The following is a 25290-nucleotide window of genomic DNA, read 5'->3' as shown; positions in this document are numbered from 1 at the left end:
TTGTTATCAGCAATCAGCTTAATAAATTTTTAATCGAAATTATTTTTTGGGTGTGGCAGGTAAAAACTAAATATACTTCCCTTGTTGGGAGTGCTTTCAACAGCTACCCAGCCGTCTAGTTTTTGAACAATTCGCTTTACGATTGATAATCCTAATCCATGTCCTTTAATAAAACCATTTCCTAATTTCTGAGGATTAACAAAAATAATATCGCACTGCTTTTTAGTAAGCCCTTTGCCATTATCCTTTATCCAGAATTTATTGTAACCATCCTTAGCTTTTGAACTGCCAATTTCGATACTGGGAGGGGTTCCACTATACTTTAAGGCATTTCGTATGTAATTGTACCAAACTTCTTCAATCCATGGTCCATAACCCAAAGAAGGTTCAAAATTATCTGATATGGAAATTTTAGCTGATTTTTTTTCTGAGCCTGCAATTCTGTTAACTGCCTCATCAACTATATTCTTCATTGAGAGCTGAGTTTTTACAATTTCATCTTTTTTAAGACTTGAGAAAAGAAGCATTTCCCGAATAATGCTGTCCATTTTAAGGCTGCTTGTAACTATCATATCCAAAAAGGAGCTGCGTTTCTGTTCACTTAAATCATTATCGTTAAGTATCAATCGACTAAAGCCGATGATGCTGTTTAGTTGGGAATGCAGTTCATGCGCAATCGTGTGAGCAAATGCGTCTAATTCAATGTTCCGTATTTTGAGTTCATTCTCAGCCTTTACCCGTGAAGAAATATCAGTAATAAAAGCAATAGCAAATAGTTCTTTGTCCGTATTGATAAAACTCAAACTAACTTCAAGTGAAAAAATAGTTCCATCTTTTTTAGTCCCCGATAGTTTCGAATTTGCATGTCCCATAGGACGTACTTTAGGAGCTGAAAAATAATTAAGCAGGTAGGTTTTGTGTTTGTTTCTAAATCTGTTTGGGATCAGCTTGTCGATTGGTTGACCGATTAGTTCATTTCTTTGGTATCCAAATAACCGATTTGTTGTTTCGTTTACAGATAATATTTCACCTCCTTTATTTGTGAAAATTAAGCCTTCGGACATTGACTCAATAAGAGAGTGAACAGAAATGTTATTCTTTAAAATATCCGTAAAATTCATCATCCTCGTATCTGTTAATCCATATTTTTAAAATGTTGGGCAAGAAACTGGGAGCTTGAAAAAACAAGTTAAGTTAAAACCTTCTTCTAAAATATCAATTTATTGTGGATAAACAAACCTTTAAGTATTTATTTGTGTGTTTAGATGTCATATTTTTGTTGAATCTCTAATAATTAATCTACTTGACAGGTTAATTGTTTTGGGTTCTAATATGTTGTTTTCGTGAATTCTTTGAAAAAGTCTTTCGGTGGCAATTTTACCAATTTCTACTCCCATTGGGTCAATTGTCGAAACAGGAGGGTTATACATTTGACTGAATGTATCTTCACAAAAACCAATAACAGCAATGTCTTCAGGAATTTTAATTTTAGCAGCATATAACGCTTTCATGATTCCAGACATTGTAAGATCGCTAATTGCCAGGATTGCATCAGGGGGATTTGTTAATTCTAAAAGCTTTTTTGTTTCTTTTTCGGCTTCCTCCGATGACTCTCCGGTTATAATAAATTCCTCATTAATTTCTATGCTATGTTTCTTTAATGCTTTCTTGTATCCACTAAGTCGGTTGCTGCTAATTAGTAAATTTGGATTACCCAGACATATTGCAATTTTTCTTTTTCCTATCGAAATCAAATGTTCAACGGCATTGAATGCACCTGAAATATCATCAACTAAAACCATGTCTGCTTGGATGGATTTTGGAATTCGATCGAAGAAAACAATCGGAGTATTATCTTCAATTAGACTAGTGAAATGGTTTAGATCTTCGGTTTTTCTGGAAATGGAGACTAAAATTCCTTCCACATTATTGCTTTGCAGGATATCAACGTTACGCACTTCTCTTTCGTATGATTCGTTGGATTGCAGAATCATTAAATTATAACCTCTCTTATTCACTTCATTTTCAATCCCGTGAATAACAGAGGGGAAAAAAAATGGGGAAAGGGTAGGTACAATTAAACCAATCACTTTGCTTTTTTTATGCCGTAAGGACATAGCAACCGCATTAGGTTTGTATTTAAGCTGTTTGGCCATCATGTGTACGGCCTCTTTCGTAGCATTACTAATGTCGGGGTGATCTTTAAGAGCTCTGCTGACTGTAGATTTTGAAACGCCTAAAAGTTTTGCAATGTCAATTATTGTAATGGCTTTATTAGTCATGAATAATATGTTTTCATTGTTATTTTCCGAAATCGTTTGAAATATTTTATTAAAAGTTATCAACCGCAACCGGTTGCACGACCGGTTGCGGTTTTAACACTCTGTGTTTAAAGTATTTGTATGTTGAATATTGTTTCCGGATTACATATATTTGCTGGTATAATCTTAGCTAAGATAACGATTGCGAAAAAAAAACGAATCAACTAACTACTATTTCTTTGAAATACCTATGGGTGTAAATTTGAACAAAAAATTCCTTACATCCCAGATGTTTCACTCGTAATAGATTAATAAAATGAATTTATGAAACGAAAGATTCTTTTGACGTTTGCTAATCTGATCCTTTTTATTGGATTGATTAATGCGCAAACAGGGATTTTAAAAGGGAACGTTACAGATAAGCTTTATGAAGAACCCTTAATTGGAGCATCTGTAGTTGTTAAAGGAACAACAAATGGTACTATTTCAAATATTGATGGGACTTATCAGTTGGAAAATATTGAAGCAGGTACCTACACTATTGTAGCATCTTTTATTGGGTACTCGAAAGTAGAGAAAGAAGTTACTATGCTTGCAGATCAGGAAATTACTCTTGATTTTGATTTGTCTGCAGATTTAATTGGTTTGGATCAGGTTACTGTAACCGGTGTTGTGAATCAAAAATCGAACATTGAATCGAGTGTTGCGTTAACAACGCTAAAGCCAAAATTTGTTGAGGTTTTTGGAGCTGCAACTACGGCTGAACTATTTAAAGCAATTCCTGGTATCCGATCAGAATCTTCGGGAGGTGAAGGAAATGCGAATATAGCTGTTCGTGGTATTCCAATTGCTTCAGGAGGTTCAAAGTTTCTGCAAATTCATGAAGATGGTTTGCCGGTAATGCAGTTTGGAGATATCTCTTTTGGTAATGCTGATATTTTTCTAAGATCAGATAGAACTATTGGTCGTATCGAAGCCATTAAAGGAGGTAGTGCATCAACTTTTGCAAGTAATTCGCCTGCTGGTATCATTAACTTTATTAGTAAGAATGGTGCGGTTGAAGGTGGAAGTATTGGAATGACCATGGGACTTGATTACAAATCACACAGAACTGATTTTGAGTATGGAGCTCCAATTGGAAATGGATTCCGCTTTCATGTTGGTGGATTTTTCCGCGAAGGAGAAGGTCCAAGAAATCCTGGATATACAGGGAATAGCGGAGGTCAGATAAAAGCGAATATTACCAAAGAATTTGAAAAAGGATATGTTCGGTTGTATTTTAAAGTTTTAGATGATAAATCAATTGCGTACATGCCTATGCCGGTAAAAGTGACCGGAACAAAAGGTGATCCTAAATATGAGTCGATTCCTGGTTATAGTATTACCGGCAGTTCTCTTCAAAGTCCAAATTTCATGCACGTATTAAGTGTGGATGCGAATGGAAACAGCAGAACCAGTAATATTGGTGATGGAATGCATCCCGTTTCGAAAGTTGTAGGTGGTGAATTTTCCTTCGACATTGGTGAAGGATGGCAGTTGAAAGAGAAATTTCGTTATGCGAACAATCACGGTTCATTTGTGGCTCCGTTTCCTGCTCAAATTGGAAATGCAAACGATATTGCTGAAAGTATTGCCGGTGCAGGATATAGTTTAAGCTATGCAAATGGTGCGAATGCCGGTGTTGCTTTAAATGATTCACAAATCGGTAATCTAAATAATAATGGATTATTGATGAGAACGATTCTTTTCGACGTTGATATGAACGACCTTGGCAATTTCACAAATGATTTTTATTTATCGAAATCATTTGATAAAGTTGATTTTACTGCTGGTTATTATAAAGCACAGCAAAAAATTGGAATGACTTGGTTGTGGCAAACTTTCCTTACTGATATTAGTTCTGACGGACCGAGATTAATGAATATTGCAAGTGCTGACAATTCTTACTATAGTAGTAATGGTTTGATAGCACATGGTGTTCCATTCTGGGGAAATTGTTGTACCCGTGGTTACGATATGACTTATGATATTGATGCTGTTTATGCAAATGTTGGAATTGAAGTTACTGATCAATTAAATATTGAAGGTAGTGTTCGTTACGATATGGGTGATGTAACAGGTCATTATTTGTCAAATTATCAAGCTCCTGTTGACGTTGATAATAACGGAAGCATAACTCCGGTTGAAGAAAGTGTAACTGTTTTGGATAATGCAAATCCAATGCCTGTTGACTACGATTACAACTATGTTTCTTATTCTGTTGGAGCTAATTATAAGATCAATGACGATCAGGCTGTTTATACACGCTACAGTAAAGGCGGCAGAGCCAATGCCGACCGCTTGTTGTATTCTCCGTTTATCACTCCTGAAGGAGGAACTGTTGACGGACTGGATGCTGATGAAATTAAGCAATTCGAATTGGGATACAAATACAAATCTCCATCACTGGCTGTAATTGTTACAGGTTTTTATACTGATATCTCGGAACAGAATGAAGAGTTTGGTAAAATTATTAACAAGGAATTCACAACCTATGGTGCTGAATTCGAAGGGATTTATCAAAAATCAAATTTCAATGTGGCTTTTGGAGCGACTTACACACATGCCGAAATTGACAAGAGTTTAAACGCTGATGAAAAAGGAAATACTCCTCGAAGAGTACCTGATTTATTGTACAACATTACACCTTCATATGATTTCAACAAAGGCAAAACGTCTGTCGGTTTTAGTTTGATAGGTACAACAAAGGTATATGCTCAGGATGATAATGGTATTGTGTTGCCAGGATATGCTTATGTAAATGCTTATGCCAGTCAGAACATTACCAAAGGTTTATCTATTCGTGCAAATATAAACAACTTGTTTAATACGATTGGGTTTACTGAAATGGAAGGAGATTCTTTTGTTGAAAATACTACGAACTACATGAGAGCAAGACCTATTACAGGCCGGGCTTCAACTTTAAGTATTACATATACTTTTTAGCATATTAATATTGAAAAGCAGAGAATCGGGGGAGGTAAAGATCTCCTCCGAAACACTCAAAGTATGTCTTAAAGAATCAATGAACAATTAAAATATAAAATCATGAAGGGTGATATTATTGTAGTGGAAGAACACCATGTTAAGGTTGCAGGAATGATTGCTCCCAGTTTGGTAGAGAAAATTAAAAATAAGGGCAAACGATATACAATTACCGTATCCGGTGAATCGGGAAGTGGAAAATCAGAAACAGGAAAGGCTATTGCCGATGAGTTGGAGAAGGAAGGAATAAAATCGGTATTGCTTGGCCAGGATGATTATTTTGTTCTTCCTCCAAAATCAAATGATGCAAAAAGAAGGGAAGATCCTGAATGGTTAGGACCTCACGTTGAGGTAAAAATGGATTTAATGGATCAGAATTTACAGGATGCAGTTGATGGCAAAAATGAGATTGTAAAACCTTTGATTGATTATAATAAAAATAGTGTAGAAGATGAAGTAATTAATCTGGAAGGAATTCAGGTTGTAATTGCAGAAGGAACTTATACTGCTTTGTTGAAAAATGTAGATACAAAGGTTTTTATTGCCCGCAACAGAATTGATACACTGGAACACAGACAGAAGAGAAACAGAGGGAAAGAGGTTGGTGATCCTTTTATTGAGCAGGTTTTAATTACCGAGCATAAAATAATTGCCGGTCATAAACAACTGGCTGATTTTGTAATCACAAAAGATTATGAATTGGAAATAAAATAATTAACTGTTTGCCTTAAAGGAAATAATTAGTGCATTATAATTTCAAGTTTAATGATTAATATCTTGATTAGATAGGAGGAGATGAAAGACATGAATGAGAATAAATCGATCATAAAATCGGGTCCAATGCTGAATGCTTATCCTGATAGTATTGGAGGAACTTTAGATGATATCATTAAATTCCTTGATAAAGATGAACTGGAGGATGTATTTCAGTCATTTTATATTTTACCTAGTGTTTTTAATACCGATTTAGACAGAGGTTTTTCAGTTATAGATTATAACCTGAACAAGATGTATGCTTCGAAGGAAAATTTAATCGAACTGAAAAAAATGAACATTGCACTAAAGTTTGATTTTGTGTTAAACCATTCGTCTGTTCTTTCCAGTCAGTTTCAGGATATTTTAAAAAATGGTGAGAATTCCAGATATAAGGAGTTTTTTATACCATGGAATAAATTCTGGGATGGATGTGGAGAGATAACGGAAGAAGGTTATATACAGCCTGATGCAGAATACATCAAAGATATGTTTTTCAGAAAACCAGGTCTGCCGATTTTAATGGTTCGCATGCCCGATGGAAAGGAGGTTCCTTACTGGAACACTTTTTATCAGGAAGTGAAATATGAGAAAATTGATGCTCAGGACTTGATGAAGGTTTCAGATATTCAATATGTTTCGGCAGATAGACTGGCGAAAATTGTAAACACATCTATGAATGAAGGAAAAAAGCCTGCAGATATTGAATTTGGAAAATTTGACGAGTACCGTAAAGATACAATTGACTTATTGGAATCCAGAAGAAAATATCTTGGACAAATGGATCTTAATATCAAGTCTCCGTTGGTGTGGGAATTTTACGAAGATACTTTGAAAAAGCTATCCGGTTATGGTGCTGAGATTATTAGGTTGGATGCATTTGCGTATGCTCCTAAAGAACCTGGTTTACCAAATTTTTTGAATGATCCTGGAACATGGAATTTACTTGGGAAGGTTAAAGATTTGGCTGATAAATATAATTTAACGCTCTTGCCTGAAATACATTCGAAGTATGAAGATAAAATGCACGAAAAATTAGCAGACCAAGGCTATTTGACTTATGATTTTTTCTTGCCGGGATTAATTATAGATGCTTTTGAAAGAAATACAAATGAGGTCTTGATCAGATGGAGTAAGGAAATGTTGGAAAAAGATATCAAAGTTGTAAATATGCTGGGGTGTCATGATGGAATTCCATTGCTGGATTTAAAAGGTTTGCTGACTGAAGAACAGATTCAGGTTTTGATTGACACTGTTGTTGAACGAGGAGGATTTGTGAAAGATCTGCATGGGGAAAAGAACTTGTATTATCAGGTAAATGCAACGTATTACAGCGCATTGGGCGAAGATGATGCAAAACTTCTGTTGGCAAGAGCTATTCAAATTTTTATGCCCGGTAAACCTCAGGTTTGGTACCTCGATCTTCTTGCAGGAAAGAATGATCATGAAGCAGTTAAAAATGCAGGGGCAGGCGGTCATAAAGAAATCAACAGAACCAATTTGCAATTAGAGGAAGCATGTAATGAATTGGGGAAAGATGTAGTACTTAAGCAACTCTCCTTATTGAAATTTAGAAATAATTTCCCGGCCTTTGGTTTTGATGCTGAACTGAAAATTCTGGAATCCAAACCGGAATCGCTAAAATTGCAATGGGAAAATAATGGATGCATTGCGGCTTTTGATGCAAATTTAAAAACTCATACCTTCAATATTGTTGCAACCGACGAAAAAGGAGAGGTAGTATATAATTTCTAGTAGGATTATTTTATTCTTACATAAAAATAAAAAGATGGGAAATACTAATAATATACAAGGTATTACAAATATAAAACTGATTAAATGGCTGACATACATGATGTTTTTGATGTTTGCCATGACAACCGATGCAGTTGGAGTAATTATTCCGGAAGTAATGAAGACTTTCGATTTAAACATGACAGCTGCAGGATTGTTACACTATGGTCCGATGACAGCAATTGCTTTAGCTGGAATTTTTCTGGGGTTTTTAGCGGATAAATTAGGACGAAAGAAAACAATTATACTTGGCTTGCTTCTTTTTGTTGTTAATTCTTATCTGTTTATTATTGGAAATGCATTTGCATTTTTCTTAACCCTGATGGTAATTTCGGGAGCAGCCATAGGAATATTTAAAACAGGAGCCCTGGCTCTAATAGGTGATATTACGAAATCGACAAAAGAGCATACATCTACCATGAATGCGGTTGAAGGATTCTTTGGTGTTGGTGCTATTATCGGACCATTTATTGTAAGTTATTTTTTAACTCGAGGAGTAGATTGGAAATGGCTTTATGTTGTAGCTGCAAGTTTATGCGTTGTTTTGATTTTAATTGCCGTTAAGGTTAAATATCCCGAAACTCAAAAAAAGTCAGGTGAAGCCATTAATATAAGAAGAACCTTTGCAATGATTAAAGATCCTTATGCTTTTGGTTTTTCAATGGGAGCTTTTCTTTATGTTTCGGTTGAAGCTGCCATTTATGTTTGGATGCCTACTTTGATTAAAGGATATGATGGCAGCTTGTTGTTTATAGCCACTTATGCTTTGCCTATTTTCTTTATTTTGAGAGCTGGTGGAAGATTTTTAGGTGCGTGGATGATGTCCCGTTTCAATTGGGCTGTGGTATTAAGTCTGTTTAGTTTTGCTATTTTGGTTTGTTTTGTTGGCAGTATGTTATTAGGAGTGGAAGCAACGGTATTCTTACTGCCACTGTCCGGATTGTTTATGTCGGTTATTTATCCAACCATCAATTCGAAAGGGATTAGTTGTTTTCCAAAATCCAGCCATGGAGCAGTTGCGGGAGTGATTCTGTTTTTTACAGCCGCCGGCGCTGCACTTGGACCATTGGCCATGGGAGCAATAAGCGATGCCTTTGGCAGCGATGCAAAGTATGGATTTATGCTTGCAACAGTTTTTGCGGTGATGCTTTTTGCAGGAACAGTTTATAATTTGATTGTTGATCCGACAAAAAAGAGGTTACAAGACTTGGATTTAAGTGAATATATGATTGAAAAGGCTTAGAACTATTAATGTAGTTTAGGGAATGAGCTTTATAAAAGAATAGGTTGTTGATGATTCGACAACCTATTTGTTTTGATGGATTTTTTGAGGCATGAGAATAAATTCACGTCCTTGTTCGACGTTTACTGATTTAAAGAAACTGCAGTTGATGCAATTTAGCAGCTTATCTTCCAGTCCACCTTGAATTTCCGAATCACAAAGAGTACCTTCAACTGTCCAGCAATACCTGCCGGAAAATGTTCCGCCATTAATGCCACTGTTATGATGAAGTGTACTTGCGGGACAAGTACCCAGCTCCTCAGAGTTTATTCCACCTACCTCTCTGCCACACAAATAATATTCCCAACAGTTTAATCCTTCCATATCAAAATAAAATATTGATCAAAAATAGATTATAAACTGCTGGTAATCAAAATTTATAGTGCAATAACTTTTGCTGTTTGGCAAACGAATTGTTATCAATGGTAAACATTGAAATTTCGTCTCCTTAAATGTGATGTTAATTTGTTCTGTTGTCTGATTTACTATGAATTACGATCAGTGTTTTTAGCTCTTATTCCAATGCTGAAGTATTTCGGAATCGGTTACACCTTCCATATTTAGCAATTGCTGATATGGATCTCCCTCTAATTTTAATAATTGAGCAAATGCAGGTTCTGTTTTCAGACCTTCTTTTTTTAATTGGATTACTTTAAGTCTGAATTCTTTGCCAAGTAATTGCAGAATACGATGCTCAATCAGCATATGACGATAGGAATTTTGATCTGTAGGAGGAAAAAGAGAACCAAATATTTCAAAAGGGAAATCTTGGTAAGTAAAGCTTGCCACTACAACCCAGTATCCGTTTTTTTCTTTTTGCTGTATTTTAAAATCTGTTTGCTCTCTAAACAGATTTTCCATTTTTCTTTCAAATTTATCAGCATCCATAAATCGGCAGGTAATGTCTAAATCACTTGAATCGATTGAAATTCCAATAGGAATGGTTCCGGTTAAAATAGGAGAATACTCTGCCAGAAGATTAAAGACCTGAAGTTTATTTATACATTTAAATGCTCTTTTCTGAATTGCCGAACCCGAATTCAGGTATGAAATATCTTGCCAGTTCATCTATGTAGTTTTAAGTTGTTTCTTTAAAATCTCCGCAGCTTCTGCTATGTTTGAGTATTCAAAGCACTGCAAATCGGAACACCCGCGAATCATTGCAGAGGTCTTTTTGCCGTTTAATACTCTGTACAAACATATTATGGGTTTATTCATGTCGATAGCCCGGCCAATTTCGTAGCCGACCCCAAGCGAAGGAACAGTTACTTCTGCTATCACTATATCCGATTCTTTTACCCATTTCACATCCCGATCGTGTATTTCCTTATCGGTTATTGTGGTATCGATCATTTTTGATCCAATGTGCTCGGTTAAAACAGTTCCATATTGTTTCAATTCCTGAATCAGTTCCGCATACAAATCTGTGTCTTGCTGTCCTCCGCGTATCGATCCTGAAAAATATATCTTCATACTGTTTTTGTTTTTAGGGATGTAAGTTAGTTTAGTTGCTCCTGTACTTTTTCGGGGATCAACTTTTTTAATCCTTTTGCCTGAGGTGAATTCACATCTACATATTTCCAGTTATCCGATTTTTGATCAGCAATTGCCACCATCGATCGGTGTGCCTGAATGGTAAATGAATTCGATGCCTCGTGATATTTTACATTTTCTTTGCCAAATTCCTGTTCAAACTGGGGCTGCATTAACGAACTGCCTTGCGACATTAATCCAGTAAGTTTAACTTTAATAATTCCGTAATATTGAATTTTGCAATATTTCTCTTTCCCATAATCCACTACCTTCGATATTTTGTCGATAGAATGAAAGTCCGTTGTCATTTTAACGCCCAAATTATCCATCTGTTCCAAAACCATCAGCATGTTATCCTTGCTCATCATTTCAAACATGGGAGGATACATCATATCGGTAACCGTATTCCATTGTTTGTTATTAAAAGCTGTTGTGTAATTCCGCAGATCTTTTTCGAAATGTTGTTTCAGTTGTGTTTGAGCAAATCCTGTCGTTATTGCAAAGCTTAGTACAAGCAGTATGGCTATCCTCTTCATGTCTTCTTTTTTTTAAATTCTTAGGAAGATAAGAAAAAGGATGATATCAATGATTAAAAAGATGTTAAAATACAAATGTGTTTGATCGTTAAGTCTTAATATAAATGGCTGTCTGGTTTTTGTACGGTGTTCTAATTCAAATTTGGAAATGTAACATTTATGCTAAAGTGGTAACATATATCATACAAACGTTTGTATCTCCGCACTTTGATACATAAATGATATTGTTGGTAACATATGTAGGATACGATTCATTGCGAACATACTAGATTCGTCATATAAAATTTAAATGATTTAATAAAACGGTGATGAAGAAGAATAATACCTATGTATTTACGTGTGCATTAATTGCAGCCTTGGGAGGATTACTATTTGGTTTCGATACGGCAGTAATATCGGGTGCTGAAAAATCGATTCAGGAGATGTTTGGATTGGATGGATTCTGGCATGGTTTTACAGTTGCAATAGCGTTGATAGGAACAATTGTCGGAGCAATGACTGCAGGTAAACCTGCTGATAAATATGGACGAAAAAGTGTATTGATTGTTATTGCGGTTATTTATGGAATGACAGCATTGGCAACAGCTGTGGCAGATGATTGGTTGGTTTTTATTTCTTTTCGGTTTGTTGGAGGAATAGGCGTTGGAGCATCATCGGTTATTGGTCCTATGTATATTGCAGAAATAGCCCCGGCACATCTTCGAGGAAGATTGGTTGGTATGTTTCAGCTAAATGTAGTAAGTGGTATTCTATTGGCTTTCTTTTCCAACTATTTAATTTCATCTGTAGTGGAGGTTGATGCATGGAGATGGATGCTTGGAGTACAGGCACTTCCTGCTTTTATTTTTTTCGCACTGTTATTTTATATTCCATCTACTCCCCGGTTACTCGTTTTGAAAGGAAGATCAAAAGAGGCTCTTGGCTTATTAAAAAAATTAGCTTCTCGTGATCCTGAAAATGAATTAAAAGAGATCGAAGAATCATTACAAGGGGATAACGCATCATCCAGTGCAAATCTATTTGCAAAAGAGTATCGTTTGCCGGTGATTCTGGCCATATTGGTTGCTGTCTTTAATCAGATGTCAGGTATTAATGCAATTATGTATTATGCACCACGAATTTTTGAAATGACTGGTTTTGGTAAGGATGACGCTCTGCTTCAATCTGTAACGATAGGAGCAACCAATTTTATATTTACCATGTTGGCAATGACAGTAATCGATAAGTTTGGCCGTAAGAAATTGCTTTTAATTGGCTCAATAGGAATGATGGCATTTCTTGGAATGGTGGCAAAAACGTTGTTTGAGGGATCAACGGGAAATATTTTGGTTGTAGTTTATTTAGTTGGGTTTATAGCATTTTTTGCATTTTCTCAAGGTGCTGTAATCTGGGTGTTTATTTCAGAAATATTCCCTAATAAGATACGTGCAAAAGGACAAGCTTTAGGAAGTTTTACGCATTGGATAATGGCAGCAATGGTATCATGGATGTTTCCTGCAATTGTCGAAAGTGGTGCCAATGGCGGAGGTGTTGCTTTTATGATATTCTCTGTGGCTATGTTGGTGCAGTTGATTGTTGTATTCAAGTTCTTCCCTGAAACTAAAGGGAAATCGTTGGAACAAATCCAAAAGGAATTAAAACAGGCTTAAGTCAAATATAAATTGAGAAAATAATTTGTGATGGACATTAAAAATCAAAAAATAATAAGTGTTGGTGAAATGTTATGGGATATGATGCCCAATGGTCCTAAGCCAGGTGGAGCACCTATGAATGTGGCTTTGCAATTAAACAATATTGGACTTGATGTTGAATTTGCAAGTCGGATTGGGAATGATGAACAAGGTTTAAAACTGAAACGTTTTTTAGAAGAATCAGGAATGAGTACAGAGTTAATTCAGCTTGACTTAGAATTACCTACCAGTGAGGTATTGGTTCATTTGGATGATAAGAATAATGCGAAATATGAAATTTGTGAGCCGGTTGCATGGGATCATTTAGAATATACCGAACAATTGTCTCACAAAGTAAAAGAATCAGGAATAGTTGTATTCGGGACATTAGGTTCCAGAAACAAAAAAGCAAAACAAACAATCTTGAATGTGTTGGATTCTGATTGTTTAAAAGTAATTGATGTAAACCTCCGTCCGCCTTTCGATCAGAAAGAAGATGTCGAAATATTGCTTGGTAAAGCCGACGTCGCAAAACTGAATGATGAGGAATTGATCCAGATATCAGGATGGTACGGAAAGACCTCTAAAAATGAAGAAGATTTGATTCGTTGGTTTTCAGAACAGTACCAATGTTCAATGGTTTGTGTGACCAAAGGAGCTAATGGTGCTGTTCTGTTTACAAACAATCAATTTTTTAATCATTTAGGTTATAAGGTTGCTGCAGTTGATGCTGTGGGAGCTGGTGACGCATTTTTAGCTGGGTTTTTATCAGCTTTGGTACAAAATAAATCACCGGAAGAAGCATTGAATTTTGGCTCGGCAACCGGGGCGTTTGTTGCCTCTAAAGAGGGAGCAACACCCAAGTACGATATGAGTGAAGTTTTACGAATTATGAATCAATCCTAATTTAAATTTCTATGAAAAATCAACTCTTACAAATCACAAAAAGATCAATGGCAGCTCTATTGATTTTTCTTGCGGTTTCAGTTCCGTTACGTGCATTGGCTCAGACAATCAATGTTAGCGGAAAAGTTACGATGGTCAATTCCGATGAGGGAATTCCAGGAGTTTCAGTGGTCGAAAAGGGCTCTGCAAATGGTACTGTAACCGATATCAATGGTCAGTACACATTTGAAGTATCAGCAACTGGAACAATTCAATTTTCTTTTGTGGGATTCAAAACGCAGGAAATTCCTGTTAACGGACTTAGTTCCGTAAACGTTGTCATGGAAGAAGATTTCCAGCAGTTGGATCAGGTTGTTGTTACAGGGTATCAATCGCAAAGGAAAGCAGATTTAACCGGAGCGGTTTCTGTTATTGATGTAGATGAAATTGTTAGCACTCCAAGTGCTAATCCCATAAAATCATTGCAGGGGCACGTTCCTGGCATGTTTGTTACCTCAGATGGATCGCCAAGTGGTTCAGGAACTACAATCCGCATAAGAGGAATTGGTACGTTAAATAATAACGACCCTTTGTATGTGATTGACGGGGTTCCTACAAAAGCGGGAATGCATGAATTAAACCCTAATGATATTGAATCCATTCAGGTTTTGAAAGATGCATCTTCAGCGAGTATTTATGGATCGAGGGCTGCCAATGGAGTTATTATTGTGACCACAAAAAAAGGAAAAAAGGGAAAGATTCAGGTGAACTTAAATGCTTACTCCAATATTTCCTGGTACGATAACAAAATTGATGTGCTGAATGCAGAACAGTATGGATCAGCATTATGGAGATCACTTGTGAATACAGGAACTGACCCCAATTCAAATAATCTTTCTTATCAATTTGATTGGAATGGAGATTTGGCGAATCCTAGCCTGAATAAAATTATGGTTCCCAAGTTTTTAGATGCCAATCAAACAATGAAAGCTTCGGATACAGATTGGTTTGATGAGGTTTCTCAAACCTCTGTTTCGCAATCGTATGATGTGTCTGTTTCAAATGGAACTGATAAAGGAAATTACTTATTTTCTTTGGGTTATCTTGATAATCAGGGGATTATAAAAACTACTGAGTTCACAAGAGTTTCGGCTCGAATGAATTCTAATTATGAATTGGCCGATGGTAAGGTGGTGATTGGAGAGAATTTCTCATTCAATCAAACCAATGAGGTTAGAATACCTGATGGAGTTATGGACGGAGCGGTTAGAGCAGTTCCTCTAATTCCGGTTCATACTGTTGATGGTATTGGATGGGGGGGACCGGTTGGAGGAATGAATGACCGACAAAATCCTGTTCGTGTCCTACAAAACAACAAACAAAATGATTACGACTACATCAGATTGTTTGGGAATTTCTTTGTGGACGTTGAGCCTGTGAAAAATTTAAAATTTCGTTCAAGCCTGGGGATCGATTATGGCATTTACGATGCTCTTAACAGTCAATTAAGTTATTCTTCCGGTTATTTGAAGAATGAAACCAACATGGTAACAAATAACCATTCCTCCAATAAAAAAATAGTTTGGAGTAATACTCTTTCTTACGAGTATGAGGTTGACAATCATCGTTTTGATATAATGGCTGGTAGTGAATTCTACAAACAAAAAGATGAATCTTTTTGGGCTTCTGCTCAGGATTTTGCTGTAGAAGACGAAGATTATATGTATTTGGATGCGGCTACCGGGAAAAAAGATAATGGCGGTTCTGCAGCAGAGTATGCGTTAATGTCCTACTTTGGAAAAATGAACTACGTGTATAACGATAAATATCTTGCTTCGGCTACCCTTCGTTATGATGGTTCTTCTCGCTTTGGTAACAACAATCAATACGGTCTTTTTCCTGCTTTTTCTGTTGGGTGGAGAATTAATCAGGAAGATTTCATTAAAGATAATTTAAAGTCAGTCTCGAATCTTAAATTGCGGTTTGGTTGGGGAAAGACTGGTAATCAGGAAATTGATAACAATGCAACTTATTCATTGTATCAGACCAATTACGGAGGTGGAGATCCTACCTGGAGATCGCCTAATGGAACTGCATATGATATGTATGGTCAGGGAACAGGAACATTACCTTCCGGTTACAGTGTAGTTCAAACAGGGAATGATGATTTAAAATGGGAAACAACCATCCAAACCAACTTGGGGATCGATTTCGGATTGTTTGATCAAAAGCTGTTTGGTGGAGTTGATTATTTCTTTAAATCAACCAAGGATATCTTGATTCTGCCAGGATATATTGGTGCAATTGGCGAAGGTGGTAGTCGTTGGGTGAATGGAGCTTCAATGGAAAATGAAGGTTTGGAAGTACTTGTAGGGTACCGTGGCAGCCTGAAAGAAGAATTTAAATTTGAGATCGCAGCCAATTTTGCAACCTACAGCAATAAAATCACCAAACTTCCGCTTGCAGTTGTGAATGACTATGGAGGAAACGGTTCTGATGATAATATTTTAAACCGACCAATCAATTCAATGTATGGTTATGTTGCTGATGGTTTATTTAGAACACAGGAAGAGCTTGATGCTTCTGCAGAACAACCAGGAAAAGGTTTAGGTCGAATTCGTTTTGCCGATTTGGATGACAATGGAGTAGTTGACGATGCCGACAGAACCTGGATTGGAAATCCACATCCTGATTTTACTTACGGTCTTAATATATCAGCAGAATTTAAAGGATTTGATTTAACCATGTTCTTTCAGGGAATTGCTGGAATTGATGTTATTAATGATATGAAGAGGCAAGGTGATTTTTGGAGTGTTGATGATGCTGGTTCAAACAAAGGAACACGGTTGTTAAATGCATGGACTCCTGAAAATTCAAACTCTTCGATACCTGCACTTACAAATACAGATGCAAATTGGGAAGGTCGTTTTTCAACCTACTATGTAGAAAATGGTGGTTACATGAAGTTGCGCACAGCTCAATTGGGGTATTCATTTCCAAAATCAGTTATTGACAGATTGAAATTGAGTAAACTGAGATTGTATGTTAGCGGTCAGAATTTATGGACGATTAAAAGTAAGAAATTTACCGGTCTGGATCCTGAAAGTCCTTCTTTTGGTTACCCTAACCCGGTAATGATTACTACAGGTGTAAATGTTGCATTTTAAGTCAAGTGAACACAAAAAATAAGAAAAGATGAAAAGAATAATTTATATTTTAATCTGTATGACAATGCTTTCTTGTTCTAATGAACTTGACTTGGGTCCTAAAGCATTGTTAGGCGATGATCAGGTTGGAGGAGCAGACAATGTTGATGGGTTTGTTACTGCAGCTTATTCAAGTCTGGGGAATGACCATTACGATCACCCTTTTAGTCTTTGGCCTTTTGGAAATGTCAGGTCTGATGATGCTTACAAAGGTGGTTCAGGTCCTGCTGATATTCAAGATTTTCACTTCATAGAAACTTTTTCCAATGTTACTGCAAACTTTGGTGAACTTGATGCGCTTTGGTACAATTATTACATTGCCATTTCACGTGCAAACGAGGCTTTAAATCAATTGGCTCTGCTTTCCGAAGAAGAATATCCAGAGAAGAAAGTCAGAGAAGGGGAAATGAGATTTCTAAGAGGTTATCAATATTTTCAATTAAAAATAATGTTTAAGTATATTCCTTATATCGACGAAACAGTTCCTGATTCAGAATATGAGAATATTTCAAATGTTGCATTATCAAACGATGAGTTATGGGAAAAGATTGCTGCTGATTTTCAATTTGCAATTGACAACCTTCCTGTATCGAAAACAGATATTGGACGAGCTGACAAGTTTGCCGCGCAAGCATTGTTGGCCAAAACAAGATTATATCAGGCTTACGAGCAGGATGATGATAATAATGTGACCAATATCAACACTGGCAAACTAGAGGAGGTTATTTCTCTTGCAAACGAGGTGCTTAATAATTCACCATATGATTTGGAAGCGGATTTTGCATACAATTTTTTGCCTGGAGATTATGAAAATGGAAAGGAATCGATTTTTGCAGTTCAGTACTCAACAGATGATGGAACTATGCACGGACGATTAAATTTTGGTGATGTGTTGGCAGTTCCAATGGGATTGGGATGTTGTGATTTTCACAAGCCGAGTCAGAATTTGGTGAATGCTTACAAAACCTCTGCTGATGGTTTGCCAGAGTTTGATACGTACAATCAAAGCAATCTCGATTTTGCAGCCAATAATGTTGATCCTCGAATTGACCATACCATTGCAACTCCCGGGCACATGTGGAAATATGATCAAAATCTTCTTTATGAAGAAAGTTGGAATCGTTCCCCTGATGTGTATGGTGTGCATGCATCCTTAAAGGAAAATGTTTCTCCTGATTGTCCTTGTTTTGTAAATATCGATCCGTTTTATGGCAATTCAAAAAACAGAATTCTGGTTAGATATGCAGATGTGATGTTGTGGAAAGCTGAGGCATTAATAGAATTGGGAAGACAGGCTGAAGCCTTGGAATTGATTAACAGAATTAGAGAACGTGCTCAGGCCAGTACTGAACTGTTGAAGTTTGCTAATGGATCATATATGGGGAATTATCTAGTTGAAATTTATGTAGATGGTGTGAATTGTAACTGGACTCAGGATTTTGCAAGAAAGGCTCTTCGATGGGAACGTCGTTTGGAATTTGCGATGGAAGGAAGCCGTTATTTCGACCTTGTACGCTGGGGTATTGCTAAAGAAACCATGGATAAGTATTTTATGGAGGAAAAAGAACGAATCAGCTATTACCAAGGCAGCAGTGTTACAAAAGGCCGGGATGAATACTTACCAATTCCTCAAAAACAGATCAATTTCAGTAAGGGATTGTATCAGCAAAATGTTGGGTACTAAGCAGGATATATTTACTTGTTGTTTAACCGAAATTTTCGGTTAAACAACAATATCAATTCACCATTTTCGGTAAAGATTAATTATTGCATGAAACACAAGATGATCATGAGAAACATCATATTAAGTATTTGGATTGTTATTCTATTTGTTGGGTGTTCTTCTTCACAAAAGAAAAATAACATGCATTCAATACATTTTGGATTGGAATCTGGGATCTTGCATGCACCGGTATTGTTATATTATGAAGCTGGAATCTACCACCTTTATTACAAAAACAAAGAGACAAGTGGTGCTTCTGTAAATATTGCACATGCATTCAGTAAGGATCTGTTAATCTGGAAAAAAAAGGAAACTTCTATATTTCCAAAAAGAGAGAATATTTTGGGTGCCGCCATTGTGCAGGACAAACAGCATTGTCTTCCTATCGGAACAAAGACTGGAGTTCCATTGCTTGCCTTGTTGATTGAAAACAATGAAAACAACCAAATGGATGCCATTCTGAAATATAGCCTTGATAATGGCCTGAATTGGACAATTTTTAAGGGAAAACCAGAGGTTCCAAATTCATTGTTGGAAAATCCTCAGGACCCTTCTGTTTTTTGGTCTGATTCAGAAAAGAAATGGATGATGAGTATTTCTGTTAGAGATCATGTTGAATTTTATTCATCAAAAGATTTTGTTTCCTGGGAATATGCAAGTGAATTTTGGTCAGATCATTTTCCTAAAAATTCGGTTCTGAATAATAATGTGATATTTCCTTTGGGTGATGGATCAAGTTATTGCCTGATTACTTTTTCGTCAGGAAAACAAGTGACATTGGAACCAGAAATGCAATATTATATCGGAAGTTTCGAGGAGAATAATTTTATAGAAGAAACAACTCAGCATCATTTTGTTGATTTTGGAAAGAATGTTTGTGGAGCAGTAGCTTTTTCTCAAGAAAATAAGTCCCCAATTCTTATTGGATTTGTTGAGGGAGAAAATAAGTCTAAAAGCAAATATACAGTACCTCGAACCGTTCGTATTACTGAAATCTACAACGAGTTAATGATTGAGTTGTATCCCAAATTGGACTATAATCAGTCTCAGAATAAAAAGGTGATTTTGGATTCAGTTAAACTCTCAGGAAGGATGAATTTATCCGGTTATTTACCTAAAAATAAAGAACCTTTATATCTAAAATTGAAATTTAAAACCGAACACATGACTCGAATTTCCTTTCCAGGCAAATTGGGGATAGAGTTTATGAATAAGGATGGAGAACATGTGGTATTTGGATATGAAAACTTCTGGAAAAATTACTTTCTATTATCAACAGTAAATGAGGAAAAGAAAAGAGCAGTTGAAATGCCTTGCATTCATCGAGATTCTACTTTAGAAATAAATGTTCTTATTGATTCTGGGATTATTGAATTTTATACGGAAACGGGAAAACGTGTTTTGTCAAGTCTTGTGTCAGATTCGAGTGAATTTGATCAGATATTTCTTTTCACTGAGAAAGGAAATATAGAAATTCTTGAAGCATCGTATTTTTATTTTCAAAACTAAGCTAAAATTAATTTCATGAAAAAAATATATCAAAAATTATTCGCAGCAATGTGTGTTTTATGCATGTTGGCATCTAGTGCTTGTGATGACACAGAATCACCATCTCTTGATATTGAAGGTGATGTTTACATTACTGAGTTTAGTGTAGATGGCTTGCAGGCAATTATCGACGAAACCAAAAACAGCATTACACTTAAAGTGCCCGATGGAACTGATGTTACAGATTTAAGCCCATCAATTACTCTTTCGGAAGGAGCTTCAATTACGCCGGCAATTACTGCAAATATGGATTTTTCAACTCCAATAGATGTTGTTTTGGTAAATGGCAATGTATACAACAACTATACAATTACAGTTTCAGAACAATTTTATATCGGATTTTTAGGAACCTATTCTTCGGTGTCGACCATTGAAGATGACGATGAAAAAGCTGCCGCAGAATGGTTTTTTGCAAATTACGACAATGGAGTTTACATCAGTTTCGATCAAATTAAAGAAGGTTCGATTGATTTGAATGACTTCCGTGTTTTATGGTGGTACTACGACGAAAGCAGTGAAATTCCTGCGATTGCTCAAGACGCAACGGTGTTGAACTCAGTAAATGATTTTTACAAAGCGGGTGGTAATTTGTTGCTGAATTCACATGCCACAGCTTATTTGTGGACTTTGGGTCGAATGACTGTGGATTATCCGATGGCTATTGGTAATGGTGCAGGAGGTGATAATCCTGATGTTTGGGGAATTGGAGTGACAGTTGGAACTCATGATATGAGTAATCATCCGGTTTACAAAGGAATTGGTTTCAATGTTGAAGCTGATGGATACAAAACCTTCCCGGTTATTGCTCCCGGTTGGAAAGAAGACCACAATCATGTAATGTTGGATATCCCTGCAAGTCTTGGAATCACATCGAATACCGACGAAGCAGTTTACGAAACATTTAAATCATTGCATCAGGTAGAATGGCTTGGAACTTGGTCTGGAATTAGAGATTACTGGATGGTTGGAGTATTGGAATTTCTACCAAACGATACCTATAAGGGAAAAGCAATTTATCAAGGAATTGGAGGTTTTGAATTCAACCAAAATGCAGCTGGAGATATAAATCCTGATGGCCTTAATACCAAACAATCATATATAGAGCTATTCTCTAAAAATGCATTAAACTACTTGTCTCTTAAAAACTAAAAGAAGAATTGAGCAGAGATAATTTTATCTCTGCTCATATATTCAGAATGAATTATAGAGAGGATGGTGACAGGATTCAAAAGTCTGCTATCGCTTAATTTCATATTCCGAACAAAGAGAAATTTAATAAAACTCGATATGAAAAAATATATTATTTATCTATTCTTAATACTTCCAATTGCATTTGCATGTGGGAAATCAGGAGACAAAGGAAGCGATTCTGCGCAAGTCAAAGAATATTCCGAAAAATACCGTCCACAGTTTCATTTCACACCTGAAACCCATTGGATGAACGATCCAAACGGAATGGTTTATTATGAGGGCGAATATCACTTGTTTTATCAGTATCACCCCGAAAGTTCGGTGTGGGGCCCAATGCATTGGGGGCATGCTGTAAGTAAGGATTTAGTGCATTGGGAACATTTGCCAATAGCATTGTATCCTGATTCTTTGGGATACATATTTTCTGGTTCAGCAGTGATGGATTATCAAAATACTTCAGGATTTGGATCAAAAGATAAGCCGGCAATGGTTGCTATTTATACTTACCACAATATGGAGGGGGAAAAGGCCGGACGGAATGATTTTCAATCGCAGGGAATTGCTTATAGCTTAGACAAAGGGAGAACATGGACCAAGTATGAAAAGAACCCTGTATTAAAAAACCCTGGAATTAGAGATTTCAGAGATCCTAAAGTAATTTGGCATAAAGAATCTAAGAAATGGATCATGACTCTTGCAGTACAGGATCATACAAGTTTTTACTCTTCCACAAACCTTATTGATTGGACCTTTGAAAGTGATTTTGGAAAAGAACTTGGTTCACATGGCGGTGTTTGGGAATGTCCTGATTTATTTCCAATAAAAGTTGAAGGAACCGATGAGGAGAAATGGATTTTAATTGTCAGCATTGGTGCCGGAGGACCTAATGGTGGCAGCACTACTCAGTATTTTGTCGGCGATTTTAATGGAAAAGAATTTGTCAGTATTGGAAACGATACCAAATGGCTCGATTATGGAAGAGATAATTATGCAGGAGTAACCTGGTCGAATGTGCCGGAAGAGGATGGAAGGGTGCTGTTTATAGGTTGGATGAGTAACTGGCAATATGCCACTGTAGTTCCTACTTACAAGTGGAGAAGTGCGAATACCTTTCCAAGAGAATTGGTACTTAAAAAAGAGGATAACAATTATCATTTAAATTCTGTTCCGGTTAAAGAGCTGGAATTAATTCGGGAGGAATGTTATATCATTCCGAATCAGGATATAAAAGGAAATTTTGATGTGACCAATACAATTCCTTTTAAGGCAATCCCATTGGAAATAGATTTGGAAATAGCATGGGATGAACAACCACAAAAGTTTGGTGTTAAGCTTAGCAACTCGGCGGGTGAAGAATTGGAAGCCTTTTATTCCGGAGTAAATGAAAGCTTTGCTATTGATAGAACGAAGCTTAAGAATATTTCCTTTTCAGAGGTTTTCGCAAGCATTGATAAAGCAAAGATAAGTTGTAAAACAGGAATAAAATTACAGATACTTATTGATGAATCTTCCATCGAGGTTTTTGTAAATGATGGAGAGTTGGTTATGACAGATCAATTTTTTTCTGCTGAAAAGTTTGATAAAATAGATGTAGTTAGTAGTGGTGATAACATTTCGTTTAAAGAAACCAAATTCTACAAATTGAAATCAGTTTGGTAGAAAAAGGATGTTATTAATAAGGAAAAATCCGGAGTCTGTATGACCCGGATTTTTTTTGATTACCCAATCAGACTAATGAAAAGTATCCGTCTCCACAATAGCGCATATGGATTTTCGATAAGATTTTAGATTTTTACATTCTTAAAATTCACATAAAAAGGATGTACTATGATTTTCAATTTCACGGCAACGACACGTTTTTATTTTTTTCGCGAACCAGTTGATATGCGTAAGGGAATCCATTCGCTTTATCATCTGGTAAAGACTTTAGGTAAAAAGGATGCACTAAATGGCGATGGTTATGTTTTTGTTGGTAGCACGCGTAAATCAATTAAGGTTTTACGATGGCAAAAAGAAGGATTTGTTCTTTACAACAAGAAGCTTGAATTGGGCTGCTATACTCTGCCACAACAAGTTGGCGATGCACCTTTCTTTGAGGTAGAAAGTACTATTCTTGATCAAATCGTCAACTCAATAAAACACAAAAGCAATTCGAACGAACTTCGCTTAAAAGCCATGATAACGGCTTGATACAGAGCGTAAAAGGTGCAAAAATAGTGTGTGTTTTGCATGGTGAAACCCTACTATTTTTGTATCTTTATATCATGACAAACAGAGAGTTAAGCGCTTTTTATCAGGAACAAATTTCAGAATTAACAGCTGTACTGGCATCTTTGACTAAAACCATAGAAGAACAAGCTAAAGAGTTAGCTGCTTTAAAGGCAGTACTTTTAGAGAAGGATAAAGATGCCCAGAAGTTGAAGCGATTTGCGAATATGAACCTTCCTAAAAAGACCGAAAAACGTAAATATACAGCTCCTGTTGCAGACGATAAAAAACCAGCTCCTTCCCCAAAAGAAAGAGGTAATAATGGTGCTAAACGAAAGGTTTACGATAATATTGAAGAGCTTGTAGAAGATGTACTGCCTTGCGATGCCGGCTTTGATGAAAAAGTTGCTGTTTACTTGTTTCACCGTGACGTGATAAGGTATACATATATACCACCCCGACTGATCAAACATATTTATCGCTGCAGGAAATATCGGATGGGTGATAACTTTTTTGAAGGAAAAGCTCCAGTGGCGCCATTTCAGAACTCCAACTTCGATAGCTCGATACTGGCACACCTAATTCAACAAAGATATGTGTACGGCATGCCCGTAGAACGCATTATGAAATACTTGAACGAGATGGGCATTGATATCCCCAAAGCAACTGTTCATGGCTTAATCGAAAAATCAGCGGACCTGCTCGATAGATTGATGCCACACCTTAAGGATGCTATTCTTGCAGATCCTTATATCCATTTCGATGAAACCTATCATACCGTATTAGACGGCGATAAAGGAAGTCGCAAAGGTTACTTTTGGAGTGCTTTGTCCCATCAAAATAATTTGATTCAGTTCATTTATGAAAATGGATCAAGAGCCAAAAAGGTATTTACAAACTACCTGTCCGAAGATTATAAAGGAGCCGTTCAGACTGATGGTTACAGCTCGTACAAAGTACTTGAAGGGTGGAATTATCCAAAAGCAATGCGATTAGGTTGTATTCAACATTGCAAACGAAAATTTATAGAGATTCAAGAACAACCAAAAGCACAAAATATTATTGACCTGTACAACCAGTTTTACATGATCAGAAAAAAGAAACCAAAAGAAAAATGGAAAGAAGAATCCTTGAAAGTTTACACCGATTTAGAAAAAAAACTCAGGACTATTGATCGAGACCCTGAAATACTACCCAACCATATTTTAAATAAAGCCACTGCATACTGTCTCAACGAACTGGAATCGATTTACAATATTATAATATCTACAGATTACGATTTGGATAATAATAGGATTGAACGACCGATGCGTTACATTAGCATTAGTCGTCGCAATTCGCTTTTCTGTGGCTCTAATGCTGGAGCTGCCAGAACTGCGAAACTATATTCTCTGGCTATTTCATGCAGACTGAACAATGTGAATACCTTTTCTTATTTCAAAGATGTGATACAGCACCTGGCAGAACACCAAACCATGACCAACGAACAAATGAGAAACTTGCTTCCTGATAAGTGGGCTGAGTAATATCTGATATTTTAATACCCCGTCAATTTGAACCAAAATTTGACGGGGTGTTTTTTTTTGACGGAGTGGCGACGCGGAGACGCTTACAATGAAAAAAACGAAGCCAACTACTCCAAAATGGGATGTGCTGTTATTTTTATCAGGTATCAA

The 25290-nt window shown here is 36.4% G+C and carries 19 protein-coding genes; 13 read left to right on the top strand and 6 right to left on the bottom strand.

The features are described 5' to 3' along the window. Nucleotides 1-29 precede the first annotated feature (29 nt). Together ACHZAX_RS16400 and ACHZAX_RS16395 are read right to left on the bottom strand one after the other, a co-directional pair. A complete protein-coding gene (locus ACHZAX_RS16400; RefSeq protein ID WP_320019877.1) occupies nt 30-1124 on the bottom strand; it encodes a PAS domain-containing sensor histidine kinase in 1095 nt (364 codons plus the stop codon). A 144-nt stretch (nt 1125-1268) separates the two neighbouring features. Continuing rightward, nucleotides 1269-2282 (bottom strand): LacI family DNA-binding transcriptional regulator, encoded by a 1014-nt coding sequence (locus ACHZAX_RS16395; protein ID WP_320019876.1) that lies wholly within the window; start codon nt 2280-2282, stop codon nt 1269-1271. Between the two features lie 303 nt (nt 2283-2585). Here ACHZAX_RS16395 and ACHZAX_RS16390 point away from each other — a divergent pair, with 303 nt between their 5' ends. The 4 genes from ACHZAX_RS16390 (at nt 2586) to ACHZAX_RS16375 (ending at nt 9075) form a co-directional block, all read left to right on the top strand. Then, nucleotides 2586-5246: a TonB-dependent receptor gene (locus tag ACHZAX_RS16390; RefSeq protein WP_320019875.1), complete on the top strand. Its 2661-nt coding sequence runs from the start codon at nt 2586-2588 to the stop codon at nt 5244-5246. Nucleotides 5247-5348: 102 nt separating this feature from the next. Continuing rightward, a complete protein-coding gene (locus ACHZAX_RS16385) occupies nt 5349-5999 on the top strand; it encodes a uridine kinase family protein (RefSeq protein WP_101308204.1) in 651 nt (216 codons plus the stop codon). Between the two features lie 81 nt (nt 6000-6080). Then, the gene (locus ACHZAX_RS16380) at nt 6081-7793 is read left to right on the top strand and encodes an alpha-amylase family protein (protein WP_320019874.1); all 1713 of its coding nucleotides are present in this window, start codon (nt 6081-6083) and stop codon (nt 7791-7793) included. 34 nt (nt 7794-7827) lie between these two features. Then, on the top strand, nt 7828-9075 hold the full coding sequence (locus ACHZAX_RS16375; protein ID WP_101308205.1) for an MFS transporter: 1248 nt from the start codon (nt 7828-7830) through the stop codon (nt 9073-9075). Between the two features lie 63 nt (nt 9076-9138). Here ACHZAX_RS16375 and ACHZAX_RS16370 read toward each other — a convergent pair whose 3' ends face one another. The 4 genes from ACHZAX_RS16370 to ACHZAX_RS16355 all read right to left on the bottom strand — a co-directional run bounded on the left by ACHZAX_RS16370 (nt 9139) and on the right by ACHZAX_RS16355 (nt 11183). Continuing rightward, on the bottom strand, nt 9139-9438 hold the full coding sequence (locus tag ACHZAX_RS16370) for a two-CW domain-containing protein (RefSeq protein WP_320019873.1): 300 nt from the start codon (nt 9436-9438) through the stop codon (nt 9139-9141). Between the two features lie 183 nt (nt 9439-9621). Next, the gene (locus ACHZAX_RS16365) at nt 9622-10182 is read right to left on the bottom strand and encodes a DUF4269 domain-containing protein (protein ID WP_101308207.1); all 561 of its coding nucleotides are present in this window, start codon (nt 10180-10182) and stop codon (nt 9622-9624) included. After that, nucleotides 10183-10587 (bottom strand): nucleoside 2-deoxyribosyltransferase, encoded by a 405-nt coding sequence (locus ACHZAX_RS16360; protein WP_101308208.1) that lies wholly within the window; start codon nt 10585-10587, stop codon nt 10183-10185. It abuts the gene before it with no gap. A 26-nt stretch (nt 10588-10613) separates the two neighbouring features. Beyond that, nucleotides 10614-11183, bottom strand: a complete 570-nt coding sequence (locus tag ACHZAX_RS16355; protein WP_101308209.1) for a hypothetical protein — start codon at nt 11181-11183, stop codon at nt 10614-10616. 308 nt (nt 11184-11491) lie between these two features. Here ACHZAX_RS16355 and ACHZAX_RS16350 point away from each other — a divergent pair, with 308 nt between their 5' ends. From ACHZAX_RS16350 to tnpC, 9 genes are all read left to right on the top strand, one after another. Beyond that, a complete protein-coding gene (locus ACHZAX_RS16350) occupies nt 11492-12832 on the top strand; it encodes a sugar porter family MFS transporter (protein ID WP_320019872.1) in 1341 nt (446 codons plus the stop codon). A 30-nt stretch (nt 12833-12862) separates the two neighbouring features. Then, entirely contained in the window at nt 12863-13759 is an 897-nt protein-coding gene (locus ACHZAX_RS16345) for a carbohydrate kinase family protein (RefSeq protein ID WP_101308211.1), read from the top strand. Nucleotides 13760-13770: 11 nt separating this feature from the next. Beyond that, nucleotides 13771-16905 carry a SusC/RagA family TonB-linked outer membrane protein gene (locus ACHZAX_RS16340; RefSeq protein WP_320019871.1) on the top strand — a complete coding sequence of 1045 codons (3135 nt, stop codon included), beginning with the start codon at nt 13771-13773 and terminating at the stop codon, nt 16903-16905. Nucleotides 16906-16933: 28 nt separating this feature from the next. Further along, complete coding sequence (locus ACHZAX_RS16335; protein ID WP_320019870.1) at nt 16934-18628, top strand: RagB/SusD family nutrient uptake outer membrane protein; 1695 nt, start codon at nt 16934-16936, stop codon at nt 18626-18628. 105 nt (nt 18629-18733) lie between these two features. Beyond that, nucleotides 18734-20176 (top strand): GH32 C-terminal domain-containing protein, encoded by a 1443-nt coding sequence (locus ACHZAX_RS16330; protein ID WP_320019869.1) that lies wholly within the window; start codon nt 18734-18736, stop codon nt 20174-20176. Nucleotides 20177-20191: 15 nt separating this feature from the next. Then, a complete protein-coding gene (locus tag ACHZAX_RS16325) occupies nt 20192-21364 on the top strand; it encodes a DUF4960 domain-containing protein (RefSeq protein WP_320019868.1) in 1173 nt (390 codons plus the stop codon). 138 nt (nt 21365-21502) lie between these two features. Beyond that, nucleotides 21503-23065, top strand: a complete 1563-nt coding sequence (locus ACHZAX_RS16320; RefSeq protein ID WP_320019867.1) for a glycoside hydrolase family 32 protein — start codon at nt 21503-21505, stop codon at nt 23063-23065. A 168-nt stretch (nt 23066-23233) separates the two neighbouring features. After that, the gene (gene tnpB / locus ACHZAX_RS16315; protein ID WP_320019332.1) at nt 23234-23596 is read left to right on the top strand and encodes an IS66 family insertion sequence element accessory protein TnpB; all 363 of its coding nucleotides are present in this window, start codon (nt 23234-23236) and stop codon (nt 23594-23596) included. 74 nt (nt 23597-23670) lie between these two features. After that, nucleotides 23671-25140, top strand: a complete 1470-nt coding sequence (tnpC, locus tag ACHZAX_RS16310; RefSeq protein ID WP_320019866.1) for an IS66 family transposase — start codon at nt 23671-23673, stop codon at nt 25138-25140. Nucleotides 25141-25290 lie beyond the last annotated feature (150 nt).

The sequence above is a fragment of the Labilibaculum manganireducens genome, assembly GCF_963665805.2.
Taxonomy (GTDB): domain Bacteria; phylum Bacteroidota; class Bacteroidia; order Bacteroidales; family Marinifilaceae; genus Labilibaculum; species Labilibaculum manganireducens.
This window is presented reverse-complemented; position numbering and strand designations above follow the sequence as displayed.